Raw genomic sequence first — 23,701 nt, forward strand, 5'->3', positions numbered from 1 at the left:
CAGGAGAATGACCTATGAAAAAAATAGTACTTACCGGTGGTGGTACTGCCGGACATGTAACACCTAATATTGCCCTGCTTCCAAGCCTTAAGGAAGCCGGCTACGAGGTTTTCTATATCGGTTCATATACCGGTATTGAGAAAACTCTTATTGAAGATCTTGGAATTCCTTATTATGGTATTTCATCCGGCAAATTAAGAAGATACAGAAGTCTTAAGAATCTGTCTGATCCATTCCGTGTGCTTCATGGACTTTTTCAGGCTAAGAGACTTATGAAAAAAATCAAACCTGATATCGTATTTTCTAAGGGAGGCTTCGTGTCTGTACCTGTTGTTCTTGCCGCCGGAAGCCGTCATATTCCAGTAATTATCCACGAATCTGATATGACACCAGGACTTGCCAACAAGATTGCTATGAGAAAAGCAACTAAAATATGCTGCAATTTCCCAGAGACACTTAAGTATCTTCCAGAAGGAAAAGCTGTTCTTACAGGTTCTCCTATAAGACAGGAGCTTTTGCTTGGCAATAAAGCTGCCGGACTTGACCTTTGCAACTTCACAACTGACAAACCGATCATTCTCGTCGTTGGCGGAAGCACTGGTGCTGTCCATGTTAATGAGGCTGTAAGAAGCATTTTACCTGAGCTTCTTAAGGATTTTCAGGTTGTTCACCTGTGTGGAAAAGGCAAGATGGACGAATCTCTCAATGGAACTCCCGGCTATGTCCAGTTCGAGTACATAAGCGAACAGATGCGCGACCTTTTCGCAATCAGTTCTATCGTTATCTCGCGTGCAGGTGCCAATGCCATATGCGAACTGCTTGCTCTCAAGAAGCCTAATCTTCTGATTCCGCTTTCTGCTAATGCAAGCCGCGGCGACCAGATTCTTAATGCCAATTCTTTCAAGGAGCATGGTTATTCTATGGTTCTTACTGAGGAGGATATGAATAAGGATACTTTACTTGCCGCAGTCCGCAAGCTTTACGCTGACAGACACCAGTACATCATTAATATGGAAAAAAGTGAGCAGCAGGATTCTATTGACAAAATTATGAATTTAATTAAAGATAATAGTAAATAATAATCCGGAGGTGATTTTATGGGCGCTGTTAAACATAGCCGTCAGCGTGACGCTATCAAAACATTTCTTATGTCACGCAAAGACCACCCAACTGCCGATGTTGTATACACATTTGTCAAAAATGATTTTCCAAGCATAAGTCTTGGAACAGTTTATAGAAACCTTTCCTTTCTTGTGGAGCATGGCGAAGCCGTTACTGTTCCATGTGAGGACGGTTTCGTTCATTATGATGCCAATACGAAGCCGCATCTGCATTTTCAGTGCAGAAGGTGTAAATGTTTAATTGATATCACCAATCCATCTGACAATGAAATCCTTGAAAACCTCGGAGCTAATGTTTCATCACATTTTCCGGGCAAAATCGAGGCTGGTTCAGTCTGCTTCTATGGATTGTGTGAAAAATGTGCTTCGGAAAATTAATATTTTTATAAGTCAACAAAACAAAAATAGGAATCATTCCTATTTTTGTTGACAAACTGATTTATTTCTGTTATATTCTAGTTACGAACTGATGAAACATTTTCAGAAGTTCCGATAAGTAGAGTTCAGGCTTATGCCTGTTATGTTTATAAACGAAAGGAGATTATTATTATGAAGTATGTATGTACAGTATGTGGTTATGTTTATGAAGGAGAATCTCTTCCAGCAGATTTCGTCTGTCCAGTATGTAAGGCACCAGCAAGCAAGTTTGCTGCACAGACAGGTGAGAGAGAATGGGCTGCTGAGCATGTTGTTGGCGTAGCTAAGGGCGTAAGCGAGGATATCGTTGCTGACCTTAGAGCTAACTTTGAAGGTGAATGTTCAGAGGTTGGTATGTACCTTGCTATGGCAAGAGTTGCTCACAGAGAGGGTTATCCAGAAATCGGTCTTTACTATGAGAAGGCTGCCTGGGAAGAAGCTGAGCATGCTGCTAAGTTCGCTGAACTTCTCGGCGAAGTTGTAACAGACAGCACTAAGAAGAATCTTGAGATGAGAGTTGAAGCTGAGAACGGCGCAACAGCAGGTAAGACTGACCTTGCTAAGAGAGCTAAGGCTGCTAACCTTGACGCAATCCATGATACAGTTCATGAGATGGCTAGAGATGAGGCTAGACATGGTAAGGCATTCGAGGGACTTCTTAAGAGATACTTTGGTTAATTGTAAGACCAATTGAATCGCATAATATAAGGATTCAAAGAGGAATAAGTTTTTGGACTTATTCCTCTTTTTAATTTCTCCTTTTCCTTGAATTCGACAATCTTAAATAGTATAATTTTGTTATGATTTATTGTGTAATTAAATATTTGTAGAGAAGGAGATATGGATTATGGTTTCATGGAACAATTTAGACACACTTTCATCTTACAAGGAGTTAGCAGATGTTAAGCCAGCCTGTCTTACAGAAGTTATGTCTGGTGATAATGGTGCAGAACGCGTTAAGAATTACAGCATACCTATGGCTGCCGGCCTTTCATATAACTATGCATCTAAGCAGGTTGATGAAAATGTACTTGCTGCACTTGAAAAGCTTGCTGATGAGGCTCAGCTTGCAGACAAGTTTAAGGCTTTATATAACGGAGAAGTTGTTAACACTGGTGAGAAGAGACTTGTTCTCCATCACATGACAAGAGGACAGTTAGGTGACGCTGTTGAAGCTGATGGCGTTGATAAGAGAACATTTTACAAGACACAGCAGGAAAGAATTGCAGAATTTGCTAACAAGGTGCATAACGGTGAGATTACCAATGCAGCCGGCGAGAAGTTCACAACTGTTGTTCAGATTGGTATCGGTGGAAGCGACCTCGGTCCTCGTGCAATGTACATAGCACTTGAGAACTGGGCTAAGAAGAACAATGCATTTAAGATGGAAGCTAAGTTCATAAGCAATGTTGATCCTGATGACGCAGCCGCAGTGCTTGCTTCTACTGATGTTGCACATTCTATATTCGTACTTGTTTCCAAGTCAGGTACAACACTTGAGACTCTTACTAACGAATCATTTGTTAAGGACGCATTAAAGAAGGCAGGACTTGATCCTTCTAAGCATATGATTGCCGTAACAAGCGAGACTTCACCACTTGCCAAGAGTGATGATTATTTAGACGCATTTTTCATGGATGATTATATCGGAGGTCGTTTCTCTTCTACTTCATCAGTTGGCGGTGCAGTATTATCACTTGCTTTCGGACCTGAAGTATTTGCAGAATTCCTTGATGGTGCTGCAGAGGAGGACAAGTTATCAGCTAATCCTGATATGCGCAAGAACCCTGAGATGTTAGATGCCCTTATTGGTGTATACGAAAGAAATGTATTAGGTTATCCTTGTACAGCCGTTCTTCCATATTCACAGGCTTTAAGCCGTTTCCCTGCTCATCTTCAGCAGCTTGATATGGAATCTAACGGTAAGTCAGTAAACAGATTTGGTGAGCCTGTTACTTATCCTACAGGACCTGTTATCTTTGGTGAACCGGGAACTAACGGACAGCATTCATTCTATCAGCTTCTTCATCAGGGAACTGACATTGTGCCATTACAGTTCATCGGATTTAAGAACAACCAGTTAGAAACAGATGTTACAATTCAGGACAGCACAAGCCAGCAGAAGCTTTGTGCAAATGTTGCTGCTCAAATTGTCGCATTTGCATGCGGAAAGTCAGATGAGAACCTTAACAAGAACTTCAAGGGCGAAAGACCTTCAAGCATTATTATCGGAGACAAGCTTACTCCTAAGACACTTGGTGCTTTACTTGCCCACTTCGAGAACAAGATCATGTTCCAGGGATTCGTATGGAACATCAACAGCTTCGACCAGGAAGGTGTTCAGCTTGGTAAAGTACTTGCCAAGAAGGTACTTGCTCATGATACAGATGGTGCTTTAAAAGTATATAGTGATTTACTTAATATCTAACGAAAAAAGTCAGGGACTTAAGTTTCATTAAGTCCCTGACTTTTATTTTTCTAACACACTTATTCTTTTTTCCAACAACTCTACAAATTCATTCTTTAAATGTTCCGGCAACAATGACTCCATACACATATTAATAAATTTGTCTTTCTTCTTAACAATACTTTCAATCATTTTTTCAGCCGATACTTTGGAAATTCCACATTTCTCAGCATATATCAGAAAATCTTTTCTTCTTATGTTCTGCTTTTTTCCATTCATTGTAAGTGCAAATTGTTCTTTATCTTCCGGCATTATCAGATTAACCGGAAGCAGGTCATATGCTGGAGAAAGAATATATTCTCCACTTCCTTCTTCGGTCTCTATAAGAGAAAAATTCTTCAAATGCATATCAGAATTACCAACTACATATGAAAAAACTATTCTAAGATATAACTCCGTCATATCCAGACCTTGTCTGCTTGAATACTTGTCTACTATTTTAGCACATCTCTCATATGAGCCTTTATATTTATCCTGCGTAAGTCTTAAATCCAACTGACAAAAATCTTCCATAGCTATCAATTGAACATTATCTTTACTTATCTTACGGTCAATTCTTTTTGTAATATACGCATAACTACCATTGTTCTGAATTAACGCATGTGGCACAGTTACTATCCCCACAATATCTGCCATACACATAACAAGCTGCTCTGCCTCAGGTAACGCCTCAAATTCATCAACCTGTGGTTTCAGAATGAATCCCGTTGGATAATTAACCATCGTAAGTCTTGCTTTCGTCTTTTCAGAGAACAAATGTAACGATAATTTTTTCTGAACGCCAGTAACTGTATATCCTTTTGTTGTAGCTTCTAAAGCTATTTTTTCTATTATACTTTTATTTATATCGATTTCCGGAATCTCATTTGTTCCAAAAAATTTTTTAATACATTTTTTATGCCAGCCGTCTATTCCGCCATTATTTAATGTTTTTCCGCAACATAAACAATTCATTCCTTCACCTCTTTTATGCTGACATTTCCTATACAATCCTTACAAGAAACAATAAGCAGACCAAATCTATCCTGTATATTTATTTTCCAATTTCTACTCACAACCTGAAGCATCCACCCCTCTGGAATAAGTCCATCAAAAAAAGGAAATAATGTTTTCGAAGTATATGTCTGTTTGTAAAGCGGCATTGTAAGCGATACCGCACTAGCACCATAAGATTCAATATAATCACTGTCATAACTAAACAAATATCCATCATCTGTTTCACATAATTCCCCTGCATATACATTTCTAACATACACATAGGCAGTCCTTAAAATCTCCATTATTTTTCCTTTCTTCCTGGTACTGCTTCCATTCCAAACATTGATAATGCAACATTAACTTTATCCATTCTTACTGTTTCTTTTCCCTGCTCCAATTCCCGGACAAATCTTAATCCCAATCCTGAACGAATCGCAAATTCTTCCTGAGTAAGACCATTTGCTTTTCTATTTTGTTTTATAAACTCAGCAATTTTGTTCATTATTATTCCCTCTTCTTGTCTGTATATACATTTTATTACACCTTTTCGGGTATAATGTCAATATTTTTTAAGCAAAAAGCACCCGATAGGGTATATTTCATCAACAAAATTGTATATTACACCCTAAAGGGTATAAAAATAGCAGAGACTTAAATTTCAAGTCCCTGCCTTTTTTCTAATATATTACTGTTCATTAAAAAGTGCTGTTGAAAGATATCTGTCACCTGAATCTGGAAGAAGTGCAACAATTGTCTTTCCTGCATTCTCTGGGCGGGCTGCAAGTATCTGTGCTGCCTTAAGTGCTGCACCTGAAGAGATACCAACAAGTATACCCTCGCTCTTTGCAAAGCTTCTACCCTCTACGAATGCATCTTCATTCTCGATTGCGATAACTTCATCATATATCTTAGTATTAAGTGTATCTGGAACAAATCCTGCACCAATACCCTGAATCTTATGTGGTCCTGCCTCTCCCTTTGAAAGAACCGGGCTTGTAGCTGGCTCTACAGCAACAATCTTTACATCCGGGTTCTGTGACTTAAGGTATTCACCAACACCTGTAACAGTTCCGCCTGTACCCACACCTGCAACAAATATATCAACCTTTCCTTCTGTCTGCTCCCAGATTTCAGGACCTGTTGTAGCCTTATGAACTGCTGGGTTAGCTGGATTTACGAACTGGCCTAAGATTACTGAACCAGGATTCTGCTCCTTTAATTCCTCAGCCCTAGCGATAGCACCCTTCATACCCTTCGCGCCTTCTGTAAGAACAATCTCTGCACCATAAGCCTTAAGAAGATTTCTTCTCTCAACTGACATTGTATCTGGAAGAGTAAGAACTGCTCTGTATCCCTTAGCAACTGCAACTGCAGCAAGGCCAATACCTGTATTACCTGATGTAGGCTCTATAATCATTGCTCCTGGCTTAAGCTCACCCTTCTTCTCAGCGTCCTCAATCATAGCAAGGGCAACCCTGTCCTTAACTGAACCGGCTGGGTTAAGATACTCAAGCTTTGTAAGAAGTGTAACTCCTTCAATTCCTGCATTCTTAGCGTAACGGCTTGCGTTAAGAAGAGGTGTGTTTCCAATAAGTTCCAATGCACTGTTAATTACTTTACTCATACTAATCCTCCTTGTTTTGCGAAGCAAAATCCGAGTCCTTTGACGAGGAGAGGATTTTAGCCTCCTTGTATTGAATGCATTTGCAAATATGCTTTTGCGTTCCTATTAACCTACTAACTTGATGTGTAAATGTGTTGTTGAATATAAAATACCACTATCAGCCTTCAATGTCAACACCATTTTCATGACGAGTTTTAACCATTGCATCATGTGTAATATCTTTAATAACTTCACTGGCAATTATAAGTCCTACAACAGATGGTACAAATGCGGTTGAACCCGGAATATCGCGTCTTTCTGTACATTTGTGGGCTGCTCCCGGAGGACATATACAGTTAGTACGACAGCTGATTCCCATATCCTCAATAGGACGAACGGGCTTTTCCTTAGAGTATACGACCTTAAGGTGCTTAACATTCCTCTTCTTTAATTCTCTTCTCATAACTTTGGCAAGCGGGCATACCGATGTCTTATATATATCAGCAACCTCAAATTCCGCCGGATTAAGCTTATTACCAGCACCCATACTGCTTATAATCGGGGTTCCTGCTTCCTGACACGCCATTACAAGTGCAATCTTAGCCGTTACAGTATCAACTGCGTCAACTACATAATCATATTTTGAAAAATCAAACTGATTCTTAGTCTCTGGAAGGAAGAAACATTTGTGTACTGTAACCTCACAATTTGGATTAATATCATGGATTCTCTCTTTGCACACATCTGTCTTATACTGTCCTATTGTTTTTCTTGTTGCAATAATCTGCCTGTTAAGATTGGTAAGACACACCTTATCATCATCTATCACATCAATCGCACCTACACCGCTTCTTACAAGTGCCTCCACTGTATATCCACCAACGCCGCCTACACCAAATACTGCGACACGGGAATTTTCCAATATATCCATAGCTTCTTTACCAAACAGAAGCTCTGTTCTTGAAAACTGATTTAACATAGTTTGTCCTTTCTTTGCTTTTTGTATCTAAATTTTAATTCCTACTTATATGGTATGTCAATAATATTACTATCAATTTATCTTATAACAAAACCCCTAATAATTACATTTTCATGTAATCATCAGGGGCCTTTAGTTTTATAATCTTAGCAACACCTTTTCTTTACAAAAGCTATTACATCATCATTTTTTGACATAATATCAAAATCTTCCTCCATCTCTCCGATTGACAACCATTTAAATACTTTATCTCCAATTTCAAATTCATCCTTATCCATATATTCTGGCAACTCATCTAATCTAATCATATATAACTTATGATTATAAATCTTATATACTCCATCACTTACAGAATATTTGCAATGCTTTGCTTGAGCTATATATTTGGTAGATAATTGTATTTTTAGTAAATTACTTATACTCAAATCAATATTTTCTTTATTATTATTCTGTGTACTTCTAAAATAAGGAAACAGCCAGCACTTCCATCTATTATCATATATTTGCAAAAATCTATTATTATTTTTTATTGCAGCTAAAGAAAATTCATGAAAAGTCTCTGTTGTTATCTCAGCTACTAATTGTAGAATTTTAAGTAAATCTCTTTCTGTTAATTTTCCTATTTTACGGTCAAGATTCCACTCACTTATACTTATTATTCTATCAATTCTTGCCCATGAAACTTTACTAAGTCCTGTCTGCTCCCAATCAGTTATCTCTATACTATAAGGAGTTTCCTTATCTTTACTTGTAACATACATAGCCAAAATAGCGATTTCATCATCATTAATTACAATTGCCGGGCGATGTTTCACAATATTACTATTTTCAAAAGGAAAATGCGTCCACCATACATCACCTATGTTATACTTTCCCATTATTCTTCTCCTCTTGCTGATAAACAGCCTCCCACTCATCTTCTTTCATCCACTCATCTTCTAATGTAAGTTCTTCGGCTTTAATTGCATTTGAATATATATTATTATAATTGGCATTCATGAAATCCTTAAAATCCTGTATTGTTCTAATTGCTTCCATATTACACCTCTTAAAATTTATAAATTATATTATATATCTTACACTATATCAACAACGGTTTCAACTTTTATTTTATTCATATTCAAATATTATTATTTATAGTAAAAATTTCAATAATTATTAATTTTATATAAAACGCTTGCATTATCAAACCATTTGTTATATTATCATGTCAACAAGATGTAGTTTTTAATACTACATGTCATTATAGGAGGAGGGATTTATTATGACAACTTTTGCACCAGCACTTCATTTACAGAATGATAATATACACACTAAGATAAAGGCACAGATGATTATTAAAGACCCTGGCAGTTCGATAACACATTTTATCGGCATGCTCTGTGCAATTGCAGGATTATTCCCACTTATTCTTAAAGCAGCCTCTTATGGAACAACCGTTTCTATTGTTTCAATGACTGTATTTATGGTAAGTATGATTCTTCTATATGCAGCAAGCACAACTTATCACACATTTGATATATCAAGTAATGTCAATATTGTGCTGAAAAGGCTTGATCACTGCATGATTCCTGTTCTTATCGCAGGCTCATACACTCCAGTCTGCCTAATTGTACTTCATAATATATATGGCTATGTTATGTTTGGAATTGTGTGGGGAATCGCCATTCTTGCTATCGCATTCAAGCTTCTCTGGGTAACTTGTCCTAAGTGGATATCTTCAGTTCTCTACATTGTAATGGGCTGGACATGTATTATGGCTCTTCCTCAGATATATTCAGCACTTGCCGGAGCCGCATTCTTCTGGCTTCTCGCCGGCGGAATCTTCTACACTGTTGGCGGCGTAATATATGCAATTAAGATGCCTGCATTTAACGCAAAGCACCCTAACTTCGGAACACATGAAATCTTTCATGTATTTGTTATGGCTGGAAGCCTCTGCCACTTCATACTGATGTATAACTTCGTTGCTATTATGTAATCACCACACACCTATAAAATATGTAAGCGGCGGATTCCCGCCGCCTTTATCTATATTAAGCACCTGCTTTGCCCTTTCAGGCGTTATCCCACTTATATAATGGAGACTGCCGGCTGTTTCTCCGCACACATTGCTTGTAAAATCATAAGCAGGTGCTGATTTTACACGTATTGTCAACAATTACTCGCCGAGGTAATCCATAGGATTCACAGGAATACCGTCCTTTGTCATTGCAAAATATATTCCTGGGCCCTCTTCTTTATAGTATGCTGTTGGCTCGGCCACGGTACCAAGAAGCTGACCGGCTGTAACTGTATCTCCAATCTTAACATTCACATCTGAAAGCATACCAGTTGTCATCTCATATCCATTACCTGCTGCAACCCTTACAGTAAGTCCTGTTTCAGTATTCTCTGCAACATCAACAACTACACCTGATACCGCTGCACATACCTTAGTTCCAACATCTGAAGCAACTACCATACCAGGACTGCATTTGTACATGCCAAGAGTCTTAAAATACACAGTAGAATCCATATTATATCCAAGCGTAACAGTTCCGCTGACAGGCCAGTATATAAGCTCTCCCTGGTCAAATGTATACTTACTTATAGCATTTGCCATAACCTCAGCTTCAGTCATAGGCTTGACCGCCTGTTCCTCTGTCTCCGGCTCCTTTGTCTGCTCCGTAACCTCATCCTCAGTTCCATCACCATCATCAGACATGCTTGCTCTTGCGTTGGCATTAATAATATCATCATCACCAACAGTTGGTTCTTCCACTGGAATATCCGGGTCGTCATCTGTCTTGATAGCCACATTTCCTTCTGTTTCATTCAGATTCACAAGATTGTTGTTCTTAGATTTCTTAACATTCTGTGCTACTGAAAATATCCCAAACACAAGCGCAACAATAACCGCCAGCGTAATAACCGCTGACACAACCTTAACCTTGTCGGTTCCTCGCGTTCTTACATTCGCCATACTAACATCCTCCTATCATTTCGCAAAGCTTTGATGTTAATATGTTTTCCAGATTCGTAAAGTTTATACTGTTTTTAAATGTAAAAATCCCCGCACACAAAGTGCGGGGAAATATTCAATAATCTTCTGACAAATCCGATATTACATCTCAACAGGAGTCTTAGTAAGCTTCCAGATTTCTGTAGCATACTCTTCAATAGTTCTGTCTGATGAGAACTTACCTGCCTTGGCTGTATTAGTCATAACAGTCTTGGCCCAGCCGTTAGTATCTCTGTATCTCTCATCAATCTTTCTCTGAGCCTCTGCATATGAACGGAAGTCCTTAAGAATAAAGTAAGTATCTGCTCTTCTGCCTCCATCATTGTTAAGAAGAGAATTGTAGATATCTCTGAACATCTCTGTATCCTCTGGAGAATACTTTCCATTGATAAGTTCCATAAGAACATCTCTTATTTCCTGATCATTGTTAAAGATTTCCATAGGATCATATCCGCCCTCATTCTCGAAACGGATAACTTCATCAGAGCTGAGACCAAATATCTGTGCATTTTCAGCACCAACTTCATTAACGATTTCGACATTAGCTCCATCCATAGTACCAAGAGTAATTGCACCGTTAAGCATGAACTTCATGTTACCTGTACCTGAAGCCTCCTTAGAAGCTGTAGATATCTGCTCACTTACATCTGCTGCCGCAAATATAATCTCACCATTAGATACTCTGTAGTTCTCAATGAATACAACCTTAATCTTGCCCTTGATAGAAGCATCGTTATTAATAACGTTAGCTACATTATTGATAAGCTTGATTGTCTGCTTAGCAATCTTGTATCCTGCTGCTGCCTTGGCACCAAAGATAAATGTCCTTGGAACCATATCATAATCAGGATTTCTCTTAATCTGATTGTACAAATACATAACATGTAAGATATTAAGTAACTGTCTCTTATATTCATGAAGTCTCTTAACCTGTACATCAAAGATAGAATTAGGATCAACATCAATTCCGTTATTTTCCTTGATATACTTGGCAAGACGAACCTTGTTCTTATACTTAATCTGCATGAAATCCTGATGAGCCTTAGGATCATCAACATAGAGCATAAGCTTTTCAAGCTGGCTTAAATCTGTAACCCATCCATCACCAATCTTATCTGTAATCCAGTCAGAAAGAAGTGGGTTAGCATGCTTTAAGAATCTTCTCTGAGTAATACCGTTAGTCTTATTATTAAACTTCTCTGGCATCATTTCATAGAAATCTCTTAACTCCTGCTTCTTTAAGATTTCTGTGTGGAGCTTTGCAACACCATTAACAGAATATCCGGCAACAATTGCAAGATTAGCCATCTTAACCTGTCCGTCATAGATAATAGCCATCTTACGAACCTTCTCCTGATTTCCAGGATATTTAGCCTTAATCTCTTCTACGAAACGACGGTTAATCTCTTCTACAATCTGGTAAATTCTTGGAAGAAGTCTTGAGAACAACTCAATAGGCCACTTCTCAAGTGCCTCAGCCATAATTGTATGGTTAGTATAAGCAACAGTCTTAGTTGTGATATCCCATGCCTCATCCCATTCAAGTCCGTTCTCATCCATAAGGATACGCATAAGCTCTGCAACTGCAACAGTTGGATGTGTATCATTAAGCTGGAAAGTAACCTTCTTATAAATGTTCTTAACATCCCCATTATTCATTGACTTATATCTGTCAACAGCTCTCTGTACACTTGCTGATACGAAGAAATACTGCTGCTTAAGTCTTAATTCCTTACCGGCATAATGGTTATCATTAGGATAAAGTACCTCAACGATATTCTTTGCAAGGTTCTCCTCCTCAATAGCCTTCTGGTAATCACCCTTATCGAAAGAGTTAAGGTTAAATGTATTAACAGGCTCTGCGTCCCAGATTCTAAGAGAGTTAACAGTGTTATTGCCATATCCAAGAACAGGAATATCATATGGAACAGCGATTACAGAACGGTAATCTTCCTGAACAAACATATCTCTTCCAGTCTTTTCATCTCTGTAAGAACGAACATATCCACCGAATTTAACTTCATATCTGTATTCAGATCTCTTAATTTCAAATGGGTTGCCATCCTTTAACCAGTTATCAGGAACTTCTACCTGATATCCGTCCTTAATCTCCTGCTTGAACATACCATATTTATAACGGATACCACATCCATATGCAGGATATTCAAGAGTTGCTAAAGAATCCATGAAACATGCAGCAAGACGGCCAAGACCACCATTACCTAAAGCTGCGTCCGGCTCCTGATCCTCAATAACATTAATATCAAGACCAAGCTCGTCAAGTGCTTCCTTAATCTCATCATAAGCACAGAGATTAATCATGTTGTTACCAAGTGCACGTCCCATAAGGAACTCCATAGACATATAATAAACCATCTTAGGATCGTCCTTCTCATACTGCTTATGGGTGGCAATCCATTTATCAATAATAATATCCTTAACAGCATAAGAAACTGCCTGGAAAACTTCCTGATCATTAGCCTCTTCAATATTCTTTCTATAAAGAGACTTACAATTACTGATTACATTCTTCTTGAATTCTTCCTTACTGAAATTCTGTGTTAAACTTGTCGCCATGTATTTAAAACTCCCTTCTGAATATGGACGGCTCCCCAATACGCCGATAATACCTTGTAAAAATTATAATCCGCCCCACAATAGATGTTTTAATTATACATAATAATATTTACAAATGCAAACTTTATTATTCAATTGTCCTCAAACTATATTTTTCAATATTTTCCTATAATTCTTCCAAAATCCATCAGAATCTCGACAGATAAATACTTCATAGAATTAATACCTAATTTGAATAACAAATATGGCATAACAAGCACCATAAATGTAATTACAAGACAGCCTTTATAATCTAAAATCTTTGTAATTCCATATATTCCAATTGATATTATTAATAATAAAACAAGTCTGAACGCCTGACCAATTACCATATACCAAGCTATGCTGATATTAAAAGGAAGGTCATAAAAAATCTGCAGGCTCTGAATTGGTGCTGACAACTGTTCTAGTTTGTACAACTGACATATATTAAAAATATCAATAAATGCAGAAAGTCCCCATATAAAAAATGATATCATAAGTATTTTTAATAATTTAACAGCCTTTACCCTGCTTCTCTCTTTTGAAGTGTTAAGAAAAGCTATCATATGACATCTTTTTTCATATGCATATTCGCCTGATATTATGAGAATAAGAAATATTACGCATACAAGATTCTGACTTTCCGTGTTCTGATATTTCCTTGAGCCAAATATATCCTCATAAGCAGCGGGATTTACAATTCTCGCTTCTATCCCTTTTTCCTCATTAACTTTTCTTACATAATTCAGACAATTCTCCATATTTTCAAGAGTCTGACTTGCTTCACGAAATTTATATTTATAATTAGCATCTGTCTCTGCTTTTTTGCCTAATTCTTCGACAGCATTACGACATTCCTCAATATATGCTTCACACTCTTTATCTCCGGTATTTCCACTAAACATAGAATAAAAATTATTCATTGAAAAATCCGTATTACTATAATCAACACCTCTGTACATTCTGCATGATATCAATAAATAAACAGCAGCAGCAAGAAGTATTATTCCCTTTTGTAATATAAGGGTCTTATATAATTCAGATACAAATAAAGGTACTTTTCCCAATAACATCTGGATAAACTGAGAGCATTTTTCTATTATTTTTGTTATGGCACTCTTCCTGCCCTGTGCATATTTATGAGAATATGTAATATATACTCCAATCAATCCTGTTATTGCCAGTAATATTGTCAGAAGCCAAGTCGTACTCTGAATATCTGTAATAAAATTATCCGTTCCCCAGTTTTCATATATGTAATATGACTGCCCCGGAAACAATACATTTGAAATATTTATGTATTTTAAAAATGCAAATGCACTCTTAGATGATATATTAATATTAATTATATATTCAAAAACTAAAAACAACCCTGTTCCTGCTATTGATAATTTGTAATTACCAGTAATAAGGAAAACAAAATATACCAGCCATGACAACACACTCATAGCTATCGCAAATGTTATACAATATATAATAAAAAATGTAGCTACATTTGTCTTTAATTGGAACATATTAAACATATAAGAATTCTGTATCAGACTTCCCATATTACAGCCATAAATATTCTTATATATTGCCAGAATGACGCCATTAAAAACAAACGAAAGCACTATTGATATAAGCAATATAATAAAACATCTTTTTACCGGTAATACTTTTCTGGAATTTTTACTGCCTCTAATCTGAAGAAACATATTATTTTCAAACTCTTCCATAAAAGTTATAAGCACAAATATCATCATCACCAGAAAAATAACTGGAAGTTGTTTGTCTGATACCAGTTTTTCTATAGCAGTAGTGTTAGTAATAGAGAAATTGATTTCCCCTCTGCTTTCCAAATCTGCCATATACTTTTGCGCATTAAGTACATAGTAACTTTGCTCCTCCGCAAATAATGTGCTGTTAATAATTTTCTTGTAATTATTCTCTGCCCTTGACATATCAGAAGAATAAACATATTGATATTTTTCCTGTAAAAGTTTTATTGCTTCTTCAATATATTCCCTGTCTGCTTCGTAGTCATCTGTTTTATCATGTACATACTTGCTGTATGTTAAGGATTCAATCATTTCCGTTTGATTATCATATTCATACATCAACTGATTATAATAAGCATATACTTTTTTATCATTCGTATTATTAATCTTAAAAATGCTCAACCAGATTATTATTCCAAGAAAAATAGCAATAAATACAACACTTTTCCGTAAAACCCTCAATAATTCCATTTTGCTCCTATTCCGGAGTAATCTGTATCCACTCCTTGTTTCCTGTTCCAATGTCAGCTTTGTCCAACACTGCACTTAAACATACCTGTGCCAGTTTACTCGAACCTTCAGTTTCCATTCTCTTTTTCAGTTCTTCATATTTACTCATTAATTCTGAAGATGCTTTGAACTGTTGAATATCCGTATCTGTTGTTGTTACTAACAGATATCTTCTATCTCCTCCCAATATATTTACATCAGCAGTCGTCTTAGTACTTTCCTGATTAAATTCTAATGTATCTTTTATCTCGCCATTTGTATCTAATATATAAACAATATTTTTATCATCAGTTGTAATATTTTTTATTCCTTTAGAAAGGTCTGGTTTATCAAATACATAAAAATACTGTCCATCATATCCTGCAAGTTTTGTATAATTTCTGGTTGATTTATTATCCAGTTTAAATACTTCACTTATTTCCTGTGTTTTAAGATTCATTCTATAAAGACACCATGCACTTGAATCTACTCCTGCAAAATACATGTTGCCATCTTTATCATAAAATAATTCTGATGTAACCCAGTGTTTAGAATCTGCCTTCTTAGATAATTCGTCATCACTACTTATATCAATAAGTGTTTCTACATTCCCTGTATTAGTATCGAGACAATCCACGATATATTCTTCTGCCTCTAATGATATACTTGTTCTCCAGTTAATATAGAGTTTGTCACCTATTGCGTTAAGTGACGCAAGACTAACCCCTATAAAATCTGTTCCACCATTGAATGCTGCATTATATTCTTTTACTTTTTCCGGTTCAGATGAACTATTAATGTCCACCTTATACATTACACACCCCGAATCACTATATAAAAGATAATACATATATCCATTGACAATATCTGCATATTTAATGTCACCCCATGCTGATGACAAAGACATACCTTCTGTTGATAATGTCTTTTCAGATTTCTTATCTCTTAATGTTTTATCATAAGACACAAGGATATCCTTCTCCTTTGTCTTTTCTATCATGTATATTCTTCCACCATAATACCATATAGTACTACCCAGACATTCTTCATCTGACAAATATGCCTCGCACTCTGCATTATCATGTGTACAATTTACATTTGAACATAACGCTACACTATTGGCATTAACCATATCGTAGTAAAACATAAATTTATATTCTTCACTGCTAACTGGAGACTTTGCAAGATAATAATACCCTTTTTCCGCAGCCGCAGCATTTTTTTTCATATAAAATTGAGCCTCATCTTTATATTCATAATCAGAATATTTATAAACATTGTCATCATTCTTAACCGTATTATTATTACCACATGCTGTTAATACAGCCATTCCTGCAATCAATATTGCTAATACTGCCTTTTTCAATAGAATCTCCCCCTTCTTATCCCAACTACATTCTGACTCCACTTTACAACATTCCCAATATTTTTCAATACGATTTACGCGAACGGTCATTTTTTAACGCGAATTGTATTTCACTTTCCCAATGACAGCTCAACTCTGCACATAATATAGTCCGGTCGACGCATTTCATACGATATTTCCCCATTATATTTATCAACAACATCTTTAATATTCTTCAAACCATATCCATGCTTTCTGCTGTCTTCCTTAGTTGTCTGAGTATCTGTATTTATTTCCTTAATGCCATTCATTACCGAATTGCCTATATTAAAGCTCAATGTATCTTCTGTCCTGCATATCATCACATATATCTCCGGTTTGTCTGTTTTCAGGCTTGCTTCCATAGCATTATCAATAAGATTTTCTAATATTACATACATATCTATATCAGCTATTGATTCCTCCACATTTCCTAATACAATACATGTTTTCTCAATTCTAAGTTCTTCACACTGTAATATTTTTCTGTTAAGAAGATAATTAAGTACAACATTTGAAGAACATATTACTTCCTTTTCTACAGACTGCTCACCTGTGTACTTCTGCGTAATATTCTTTATTTTTTGCATTTCCCCCTTATCAGCTAAATCCGAAATCAGACTTAATATGTTCTTTTCATCATGCTTATACTTGCTATATCTTTCCTGAAGTTCAATTATCCCCTGAATGTCCTTCTCTTTCTGTCTGTATGCCTCTACAAGAAGTTCTTCCTCTGTATTATGTTCGTAGACTTTTCGTTCAATAGACATCAGTACCATATTTATAATATTAACCGTGATTATTCCCACCACAGCAATCAGCGTATATAATGCTCTAATGCTTTCACTTTTATTTTCCTGATATACTATCAGACAGCATATAATTACTGAAACAACCGGAACTATACTTAATACCATCATGTATCTGTTATCCATATGCTCATTCATTGTCTTAAACTTAATTATCATATAGAAAAATATGCATAAAATCACCTGCGTAAGTACAAGTGAAATATACCTGCTTGATTCTCCATATTGTCCTACTTTTAAGAAATCTGTTCCTTTTATTACTCCTACAATTCCAGCGCCTAGCATTGCGGCACATACAATTGCCACCATCATCACAACATTATACATAATCTTCTGGGCAACATTCCCACATAAGAATACTGCGCTAAACGCCAATGATACAACTAGATATATAAGCACTCCCACGCTCTCAAAAAAAATAATTCTGTTCATAATCTCAAGATACAGAACTGTTACTATAACTCCTGTTATATATGCACATTTTCTATTCTTCCCCTCTTTCACGCCAAGACATTTTATAAGATAATATGTTATTGCAAATGCCTGAAAAATATTTACAAACACTTCTACCGCCTCGTACATAATTCATATTCCCTTCTCACATTCTTTCGTCTGCTTCTGCTGATTTTACAAATACTACCATTTATCATGACAGCTTCATCACCGGATATATTTTTTATATATCTTGGATTGAGCATAACTGAGCGCGATATTTTAATAAACCCATACTCTTCAAGTTTCTCTTCATATGTGTGCAACGAACCACTAAGTATCTTTTCTCCATCTTTTAAAGTAATCTTTAATTCATGGTCATACACTTCAAATACAACTATTTCATCTGCTGCCAGCTCATATTTTCTATCTTTTCCTGTAATCTCTACTCTCTGCGCCCTCTTACGAACATGATAAACTGCATCATACACAAACTTTTCAAGGTCACTTTCAAGGCATTTCTTCTGTACAAATCCTATCGGTCTGCCAACAAAAGCATTATATACATTCTCCGAATATCCAGTAATATATATAATTGCCGGGTCGGACTCCCTAAATGTAAGCTCACGCCCCACCTCATATCCTTTACAGTCACCGAGGTCTATATCAAGCAGAAATATATCTGCACCGTCTTTCTTATAATTATCCAGCAGTTCCTTTCCCGAATGATATCTGACGACCGAATATGTTTCATCTCCCATAGTACATTTATTAAAAATGTCTATTATCCGTTCATCATACTTATCCATAAAATCAATGTCATCATCACATATTGCAATTTTTATCATTATGATTTCTCCGCATACAACATTTTTCTTAATTAAATAGTAACATTTACAATAATATATATCAATATTTCTATAGCATAAAAAAGCTGTGCACCAGCCTCAAAGACCAGCACACAGCTTAATATAACTTTTATTCAATTACCTGCATTAAGCAAGCTTCTCAACAGCAAGTGTAACCTTCTCACCATTGATATCCCACTCCTTCTCAAATCCTGCAGTCTTTCCAGTGATAATATCCTGTGCAAGAACTACAGTCTTAACCTGAGCGGCATTTCTGTTAACAATATCAGCTATCTTGTCGTTGCCTGATACATAGAGATTAATCTTATCCATAACCTCGAAACCAGCGTCCTTACGCATAGTCTGAACCTTAGAGATAACCTCTCTTACGAAACCTTCCTCGATAAGCTCTGGAGTAAGGTTAGTATCAAGAACAACTGTGATACCCTTGTCGCTGCTTGCAACAAATCCTTCCTTCTGAGTCATCTCGATAAGAACGTCGTCCTTAGAAAGCTCGATAGTCTGACCTTCAACATTTAACTCAAAGCTTCCTGACTCGTTAAGCTTATCCATAGTTGCGTTACCGTCAACCTCTGTAAGAGCTGTTCTGATTGCATTAAGAAGCTTTCCGTATTTTGGTCCGAGAGTCTTCATCTGTGGCTTGAATGAGTAAGATGTAAATGCTCTTACATCATCTGTGTATTCAACTTCCTTAACATTAAGCTCGTCAGCGATAATAGCTGTGTAGAACTCATCAAGCTTCCAGTCTGCCTTAATGAACATCTTGCCGATTGGCTGACGGTTCTTGATATTAGTTGAATTACGGCATGCACGTCCGATAACAACTGCGTCTAATACATCATCCATAGTTTCCTCAAGCTTCTTGTCAATGAACTGCTCATTAACCTTAGGGAAGTCGCATAAATGTATTGAAATAGGCGCATTTTTATCAATGCTGCATACAAGATTTCTATAAATGCTTTCTGTCATGAATGGAACCATTGGTGCAGAAATCTTAGCCAGAGTTACAAGTGTTGTGTAAAGAGTCATGTAAGCATTAATCTTATCCTGCTCCATTCCCTTAGCCCAAAATCTTTCACGGCTTCTTCTTACATACCAGTTAGAAAGCTCGTCTGTGAAGTCCTCAAGAGCTCTTGCAGTCTCTGTAATCTTGTAATTCTCAAGGTTAGTATCAACAACCTTAACTAAAGAATTAAGCTTTGATAATAACCATTTGTCCATAACTGAGAGCTTGTCATATTCAAGCTGATACTTAGTAGCGTCAAAATCATCAATATTAGCATACAGTACGAAGAATGCATATGTGTTCCAGAATGTTCCCATGAACTTTCTCTGACCTTCTGAAACCCACTCGTCCTTGAATCTGTTAGGAACCCAAGGAGCTGAATTCTCGTAGAAATACCAACGGATTGCGTCAGCACCATGCTTCTGTAATGCGTCAAATGGATCAACAGCGTTACCCTTTGACTTACTCATTTTCTGTCCGTCTGCATCCTGAACATGTCCGAGAACAATAACATTCTCATATGGAGCTTTGTTAAAGAGCAGTGTTGAGATAGCAAGTAATGAGTAGAACCAGCCTCTTGTCTGGTCAACAGCCTCAGATATGAACTTAGCTGGGAACTGCTGCTCGAATACTTCCTTATTCTCAAATGGATAGTGGTGCTGTGCAAATGGCATTGAACCTGAATCGAACCAGCAGTCGATAACTTCTGGAACTCTCTTCATTGTTCCCTGACACTTAGGACACTTGCATGTAACTGCATCAACATATGGTCTGTGAAGCTCAATATTATCTGGACAATTGTCTGATTTTTCCTTGAGTTCTTCGATACTTCCGATAGACATCATCTCACCGCAGTCCTCACACTGCCAGATATTAAGAGGTGTACCCCAGTATCTGTTTCGTGAAATTCCCCAGTCCTGAACATTTTCAAGCCATGCTCCGAAACGTCCTGTACCGATTGTCTCTGGAATCCAGTTGATTGTCTTATTATTAGCAATTAAGTTAGCCTTAACTTCTGGGTCTGTCATCTTGATAAACCATGACTCTCTTGCATAGTAGATAAGTGGTGTATCACATCTCCAGCAATGAGGATATTCATGCTCTACCTTAGGTGCTGAGAAGAGGATTCCTCTGCCCTCAAGTTCCTTAAGAACCTCAACATCACAGTTGATAGCGCCTGCTTCCATCTCTTTCTTAGTTGGCTTAGCACGCATTCCTGCAAATGGAGTCTCAGGCTTCATAACACCAGCCTCGTCTACCATCTGAACAAATGGAGCGTCATATTTTCTACCAACTCTTGCATCGTCTTCACCAAATGCAGGTGCAATATGAACGATACCAGTACCATCTTCCATAGTTACATAATTATCGCAGTATACGAAAAATGCTTTCTTGTGCTGCTTGTCAGCGGCATCCTTTGCACACTGGTAAAGTGGCTCATATTCCTTATATTCAAGGTCTTTACCCTTATATTCTTCAATAATCTCATAAGCAGGAGTTCCTTCTTCTCTCTCGATTCCTCCAAGAACCTTGTCAAGAAGTGCCTTTGCCATGATGTATGTGAATCCATCTGCTGCCTTAACTCTTGCATAAGTCTCATCTGGATTAACACAAAGAGCAATATTAGAGCAGAGTGTCCAAGGAGTTGTTGTCCATGCAAGGAAATATGCATCCTCTCCAACAATCTTGAATCTTACAACTGCTGTACGCTCTTTAAGAGTCTTGTAGCCCTGGGCAACCTCATGTGAAGAAAGAGGTGTACCACAACGAGGACAGTAAGGAACAATCTTGAAGCCCTTATAAAGAAGACCCTTATCCCAGATCTGCTTTAAAGCCCACCATTCAGACTCGATAAAGTTATTGTCATATGTTACATATGGGTTATCCATATCAGCCCAGAAACCAACAGTAGATGAGAAATCCTCCCACATACCCTTGTATTTCCATACAGATTCCTTACAATGCTTGATAAATGGCTCGATACCATATTCTTCAATCTGTTCCTTGCCATCAAGACCTAACATCTTCTCAACTTCAAGCTCAACCGGGAGTCCATGTGTATCCCATCCAGCCTTACGAGGAACCATGTAGCCTTTCATTGTTCTGTATCTTGGAATCATATCCTTAATAACTCTTGTAAGTACATGTCCAATATGTGGCTTACCATTAGCAGTTGGAGGTCCGTCATAGAATGTGTAAGTTGGGCCTTCCTTTCTGTTATCAATACTCTTCTGGAAGATATCATTGTCTTTCCAGAACTTTTCAACTTCTTTTTCTCTGTCTACGAACTTCATATCCGCAGAAACTTTCTGATAAATCATTGCAGCTTCCTTTCTTGCCTTCTGGCTATAATCATTTTTTCGTAAGCCAAGCCTCTCCGTGACTTCGTCACTCCCGAGTCTTGGTAATTCACAACTCCCGGACTTCGTCCTTCGTTGTTCATTACGGGCATTCGTCATATAAGCAGCCACACAAGCAAGCTTGATGGCTGCTTGCATGACTCATTGCTTACGAAAAACCCCTCTGCCGTAATACAACAGAGGGGTAACATACTTATCCTAAAATCTGAATGATTACGACATACTATCATATGCGTCCCTGGCTTTAACCTGACGATGGGATTACCGTCCCCGCTTAGTCTCGTAATGATTTCAGCGAAGATGCTCAGAAGTGATGTTCAGATGGATAGTACTCGCACCGGCTCTCACCATCCCGGCTCGCTCATGCTTTTCACTCCAACCTACTGTCTTCGTCAATGCATTTGATTAGATTTTATATAATAAATGTTTAGTTGTCAAGCTGATTCTTAGCCACAATTCTCATTATCAGATCAACGCTTCCGTCAATTCCATAAGTAGAACTATTGATTGTGAGGTCGTAGTTATCTGCTTCGCCCCACTTCTTGCCTGTATAGAATGCGTATCTTTTAAGATGTGCCTTATCCTCTTTTGAAACATACTTCGCAGCCTGCTTATAAGTAAGCTTCTCTTTGCTTGTATGGTAAGTTCTCTGTATACGCAGCTTCTTAGGAGCTGTGATAAATATGCTTATATGAGGAATGTGGTTCTTAGTAAGAATATTATCCGCATATCTTCCCATGATAACATATGGTTCCTGCTTTGCTAAATCGACCAGCTTCTTAGATGTATTAAAGAACTGTACATCAGACCTTGAAAGACCATGGTACTTCTTAAAATCTCTCCACCACTGAGCCGGTGTTCTTGCTGTTTTATTCTGGAATAAAGCTCTGTCAGTTTCTTCATGTTCTTCATTACGCTGTAATATCTCATTCATGATAGATACATCATAATAGCTGATTCTTAACTTATCAGCAAGCCTGAAACCAATATCTGTTCCGGCACAGCCATATGAACGGCCTATGCATATAATAAGATTGTCGTCCTTTCCAAATCTGTTTGCAAGATTGGACATATTAAGCTCTGCATGCTCCGGGTCAATAATATCATTTCCCTCTCTCGCTTCCTGCATAGCCATTGCTTCATCAAATATCTCACCATATTCATGCATTATTTCTTTATGAAGCTGAGGATTCTTTTTAGTGGTTCTTGCCATATTACTTATAAGAGCAAGCTCACTTCTAAGAACTGAAGAATCCGCACTGGATTTAATCAAATCTCTTAAATCATTAATACATTTTTCCTTGTTTCCCTGATATACACGTCCCAGATTAGAACCTGTAGCTTTATATACTTTCTCGTCCAGTGCGTATATTCTGTTCGCAAGTTCAGTTATTTTATCATTATCTGCCATAATGCGCACCTCCT

Annotated in this window: 21 protein-coding genes; 5 read left to right on the forward strand and 16 right to left on the reverse strand. The window is 37.2% G+C overall.

Features of this window, described 5'->3' with window-relative positions; genetic code table 11:
• Positions 1–14: 14 nt before the first annotated feature.
• The 4 genes from GKE48_RS01750 (at position 15) to GKE48_RS01765 (ending at position 3,966) form a co-directional block, all read left to right on the forward strand.
• Positions 15–1,079, forward strand: a complete 1,065-nt coding sequence (locus GKE48_RS01750) for an undecaprenyldiphospho-muramoylpentapeptide beta-N-acetylglucosaminyltransferase (protein ID WP_022099192.1) — start codon at positions 15–17, stop codon at positions 1,077–1,079.
• A gap of 18 nt (positions 1,080–1,097) precedes the next feature.
• The gene (locus GKE48_RS01755) at positions 1,098–1,499 is read left to right on the forward strand and encodes a Fur family transcriptional regulator (protein WP_012738326.1); all 402 of its coding nucleotides are present in this window, start codon (positions 1,098–1,100) and stop codon (positions 1,497–1,499) included.
• 168 nt (positions 1,500–1,667) lie between these two features.
• A complete protein-coding gene (locus GKE48_RS01760; protein ID WP_055216971.1) occupies positions 1,668–2,216 on the forward strand; it encodes a ferritin family protein in 549 nt (182 codons plus the stop codon).
• A 169-nt stretch (positions 2,217–2,385) separates the two neighbouring features.
• Positions 2,386–3,966 (forward strand): glucose-6-phosphate isomerase, encoded by a 1,581-nt coding sequence (locus GKE48_RS01765; RefSeq protein WP_154300335.1) that lies wholly within the window; start codon positions 2,386–2,388, stop codon positions 3,964–3,966.
• Positions 3,967–4,008: 42 nt separating this feature from the next.
• Here the strand turns inward: GKE48_RS01765 and GKE48_RS01770 are convergent, their stop codons facing one another.
• The 7 genes from GKE48_RS01770 to GKE48_RS01800 form a co-directional block, all read right to left on the reverse strand.
• Positions 4,009–4,959, reverse strand: a complete 951-nt coding sequence (locus tag GKE48_RS01770) for a HipA domain-containing protein (protein ID WP_055216974.1) — start codon at positions 4,957–4,959, stop codon at positions 4,009–4,011.
• On the reverse strand, positions 4,956–5,285 hold the full coding sequence (locus GKE48_RS01775; protein ID WP_055216976.1) for a HipA N-terminal domain-containing protein: 330 nt from the start codon (positions 5,283–5,285) through the stop codon (positions 4,956–4,958). Before GKE48_RS01775 ends, GKE48_RS01770 begins: the two co-directional genes overlap by 4 nt.
• The gene (locus tag GKE48_RS01780; protein WP_022099187.1) at positions 5,285–5,485 is read right to left on the reverse strand and encodes a type II toxin-antitoxin system Y4mF family antitoxin; all 201 of its coding nucleotides are present in this window, start codon (positions 5,483–5,485) and stop codon (positions 5,285–5,287) included. Before GKE48_RS01780 ends, GKE48_RS01775 begins: the two co-directional genes overlap by 1 nt.
• A gap of 183 nt (positions 5,486–5,668) precedes the next feature.
• Complete coding sequence (gene cysK, locus GKE48_RS01785) at positions 5,669–6,607, reverse strand: cysteine synthase A (RefSeq protein ID WP_055216978.1); 939 nt, start codon at positions 6,605–6,607, stop codon at positions 5,669–5,671.
• Between the two features lie 157 nt (positions 6,608–6,764).
• Entirely contained in the window at positions 6,765–7,565 is an 801-nt protein-coding gene (locus GKE48_RS01790) for a tRNA threonylcarbamoyladenosine dehydratase (RefSeq protein ID WP_022099186.1), read from the reverse strand.
• 146 nt (positions 7,566–7,711) lie between these two features.
• On the reverse strand, positions 7,712–8,443 hold the full coding sequence (locus tag GKE48_RS01795; RefSeq protein WP_022099185.1) for a type II toxin-antitoxin system PemK/MazF family toxin: 732 nt from the start codon (positions 8,441–8,443) through the stop codon (positions 7,712–7,714).
• Complete coding sequence (locus tag GKE48_RS01800; protein ID WP_022099184.1) at positions 8,430–8,603, reverse strand: hypothetical protein; 174 nt, start codon at positions 8,601–8,603, stop codon at positions 8,430–8,432. Before GKE48_RS01800 ends, GKE48_RS01795 begins: the two co-directional genes overlap by 14 nt.
• 292 nt (positions 8,604–8,895) lie before the next feature.
• Between GKE48_RS01800 and trhA the strand changes: the two genes are divergently transcribed.
• Positions 8,896–9,546: a PAQR family membrane homeostasis protein TrhA gene (gene trhA, locus GKE48_RS01805; protein ID WP_055216998.1), complete on the forward strand. Its 651-nt coding sequence runs from the start codon at positions 8,896–8,898 to the stop codon at positions 9,544–9,546.
• On the opposite strand, the gene GKE48_RS01810 is transcribed toward trhA, so the two are convergent.
• The 9 genes from GKE48_RS01810 to GKE48_RS01850 form a co-directional block, all read right to left on the reverse strand.
• Complete coding sequence (locus GKE48_RS01810; protein ID WP_154300337.1) at positions 9,547–9,723, reverse strand: hypothetical protein; 177 nt, start codon at positions 9,721–9,723, stop codon at positions 9,547–9,549.
• A 3-nt stretch (positions 9,724–9,726) separates the two neighbouring features.
• Positions 9,727–10,530, reverse strand: coding sequence for a M23 family metallopeptidase (locus GKE48_RS01815; RefSeq protein WP_022099182.1), 804 nt, complete (start codon positions 10,528–10,530; stop codon positions 9,727–9,729).
• A gap of 141 nt (positions 10,531–10,671) precedes the next feature.
• Positions 10,672–13,146, reverse strand: coding sequence for a glycogen/starch/alpha-glucan phosphorylase (locus GKE48_RS01820; protein ID WP_055216982.1), 2,475 nt, complete (start codon positions 13,144–13,146; stop codon positions 10,672–10,674).
• Between the two features lie 155 nt (positions 13,147–13,301).
• A complete protein-coding gene (locus GKE48_RS01825; RefSeq protein ID WP_154300338.1) occupies positions 13,302–15,398 on the reverse strand; it encodes a hypothetical protein in 2,097 nt (698 codons plus the stop codon).
• 7 nt (positions 15,399–15,405) lie between these two features.
• The gene (locus GKE48_RS01830) at positions 15,406–16,782 is read right to left on the reverse strand and encodes a hypothetical protein (RefSeq protein WP_022099180.1); all 1,377 of its coding nucleotides are present in this window, start codon (positions 16,780–16,782) and stop codon (positions 15,406–15,408) included.
• A 110-nt stretch (positions 16,783–16,892) separates the two neighbouring features.
• A complete protein-coding gene (locus GKE48_RS01835; protein WP_022099179.1) occupies positions 16,893–18,191 on the reverse strand; it encodes a sensor histidine kinase in 1,299 nt (432 codons plus the stop codon).
• Complete coding sequence (locus GKE48_RS01840) at positions 18,176–18,889, reverse strand: LytR/AlgR family response regulator transcription factor (RefSeq protein WP_022099178.1); 714 nt, start codon at positions 18,887–18,889, stop codon at positions 18,176–18,178. The genes GKE48_RS01835 and GKE48_RS01840 overlap by 16 nt, the downstream gene beginning before the upstream one ends.
• A 147-nt stretch (positions 18,890–19,036) precedes the next feature.
• Positions 19,037–22,234, reverse strand: a complete 3,198-nt coding sequence (gene ileS / locus GKE48_RS01845) for an isoleucine--tRNA ligase (RefSeq protein WP_334296461.1) — start codon at positions 22,232–22,234, stop codon at positions 19,037–19,039.
• 469 nt (positions 22,235–22,703) lie between these two features.
• On the reverse strand, positions 22,704–23,687 hold the full coding sequence (locus GKE48_RS01850; protein WP_154300340.1) for a cytidylate kinase-like family protein: 984 nt from the start codon (positions 23,685–23,687) through the stop codon (positions 22,704–22,706).
• Between the last annotated feature and the right edge of the window lie 14 nt (positions 23,688–23,701).

Origin of the sequence: Lachnospira eligens (assembly GCF_009680455.1) — a bacterium.
Taxonomy (GTDB): Bacteria; Bacillota; Clostridia; order Lachnospirales; family Lachnospiraceae; genus Lachnospira; species Lachnospira eligens_A.

Excerpts from the sequence above, each read along its gene's own strand:
- GKE48_RS01800 (WP_022099184.1), bottom strand. The coding sequence starts at position 8,603 with ATGGAAGCAATTAGAACAATACAGGATTTTAAGGATTTCATGAATGCC.
- GKE48_RS01795 (WP_022099185.1), bottom strand. The coding sequence starts at position 8,443 with ATGGGAAAGTATAACATAGGTGATGTATGGTGGACGCATTTTCCTTTT.
- GKE48_RS01770 (WP_055216974.1), bottom strand. The coding sequence starts at position 4,959 with ATGAATTGTTTATGTTGCGGAAAAACATTAAATAATGGCGGAATAGAC.
- cysK (WP_055216978.1), bottom strand. The coding sequence starts at position 6,607 with ATGAGTAAAGTAATTAACAGTGCATTGGAACTTATTGGAAACACACCT.
- GKE48_RS01825 (WP_154300338.1), bottom strand. The coding sequence starts at position 15,398 with ATGGAATTATTGAGGGTTTTACGGAAAAGTGTTGTATTTATTGCTATT.
- GKE48_RS01815 (WP_022099182.1), bottom strand. The coding sequence starts at position 10,530 with ATGGCGAATGTAAGAACGCGAGGAACCGACAAGGTTAAGGTTGTGTCA.
- GKE48_RS01750 (WP_022099192.1), top strand. The coding sequence starts at position 15 with ATGAAAAAAATAGTACTTACCGGTGGTGGTACTGCCGGACATGTAACA.
- trhA (WP_055216998.1), top strand. The coding sequence starts at position 8,896 with ATGATTATTAAAGACCCTGGCAGTTCGATAACACATTTTATCGGCATG.
- GKE48_RS01765 (WP_154300335.1), top strand. The coding sequence starts at position 2,386 with ATGGTTTCATGGAACAATTTAGACACACTTTCATCTTACAAGGAGTTA.
- GKE48_RS01850 (WP_154300340.1), bottom strand. The coding sequence starts at position 23,687 with ATGGCAGATAATGATAAAATAACTGAACTTGCGAACAGAATATACGCA.
- GKE48_RS01835 (WP_022099179.1), bottom strand. The coding sequence starts at position 18,191 with ATGTACGAGGCGGTAGAAGTGTTTGTAAATATTTTTCAGGCATTTGCA.
- GKE48_RS01775 (WP_055216976.1), bottom strand. The coding sequence starts at position 5,285 with ATGGAGATTTTAAGGACTGCCTATGTGTATGTTAGAAATGTATATGCA.
- GKE48_RS01820 (WP_055216982.1), bottom strand. The coding sequence starts at position 13,146 with ATGGCGACAAGTTTAACACAGAATTTCAGTAAGGAAGAATTCAAGAAG.
- GKE48_RS01790 (WP_022099186.1), bottom strand. The coding sequence starts at position 7,565 with ATGTTAAATCAGTTTTCAAGAACAGAGCTTCTGTTTGGTAAAGAAGCT.
- GKE48_RS01840 (WP_022099178.1), bottom strand. The coding sequence starts at position 18,889 with ATGATAAAAATTGCAATATGTGATGATGACATTGATTTTATGGATAAG.
- GKE48_RS01755 (WP_012738326.1), top strand. The coding sequence starts at position 1,098 with ATGGGCGCTGTTAAACATAGCCGTCAGCGTGACGCTATCAAAACATTT.
- GKE48_RS01780 (WP_022099187.1), bottom strand. The coding sequence starts at position 5,485 with ATGAACAAAATTGCTGAGTTTATAAAACAAAATAGAAAAGCAAATGGT.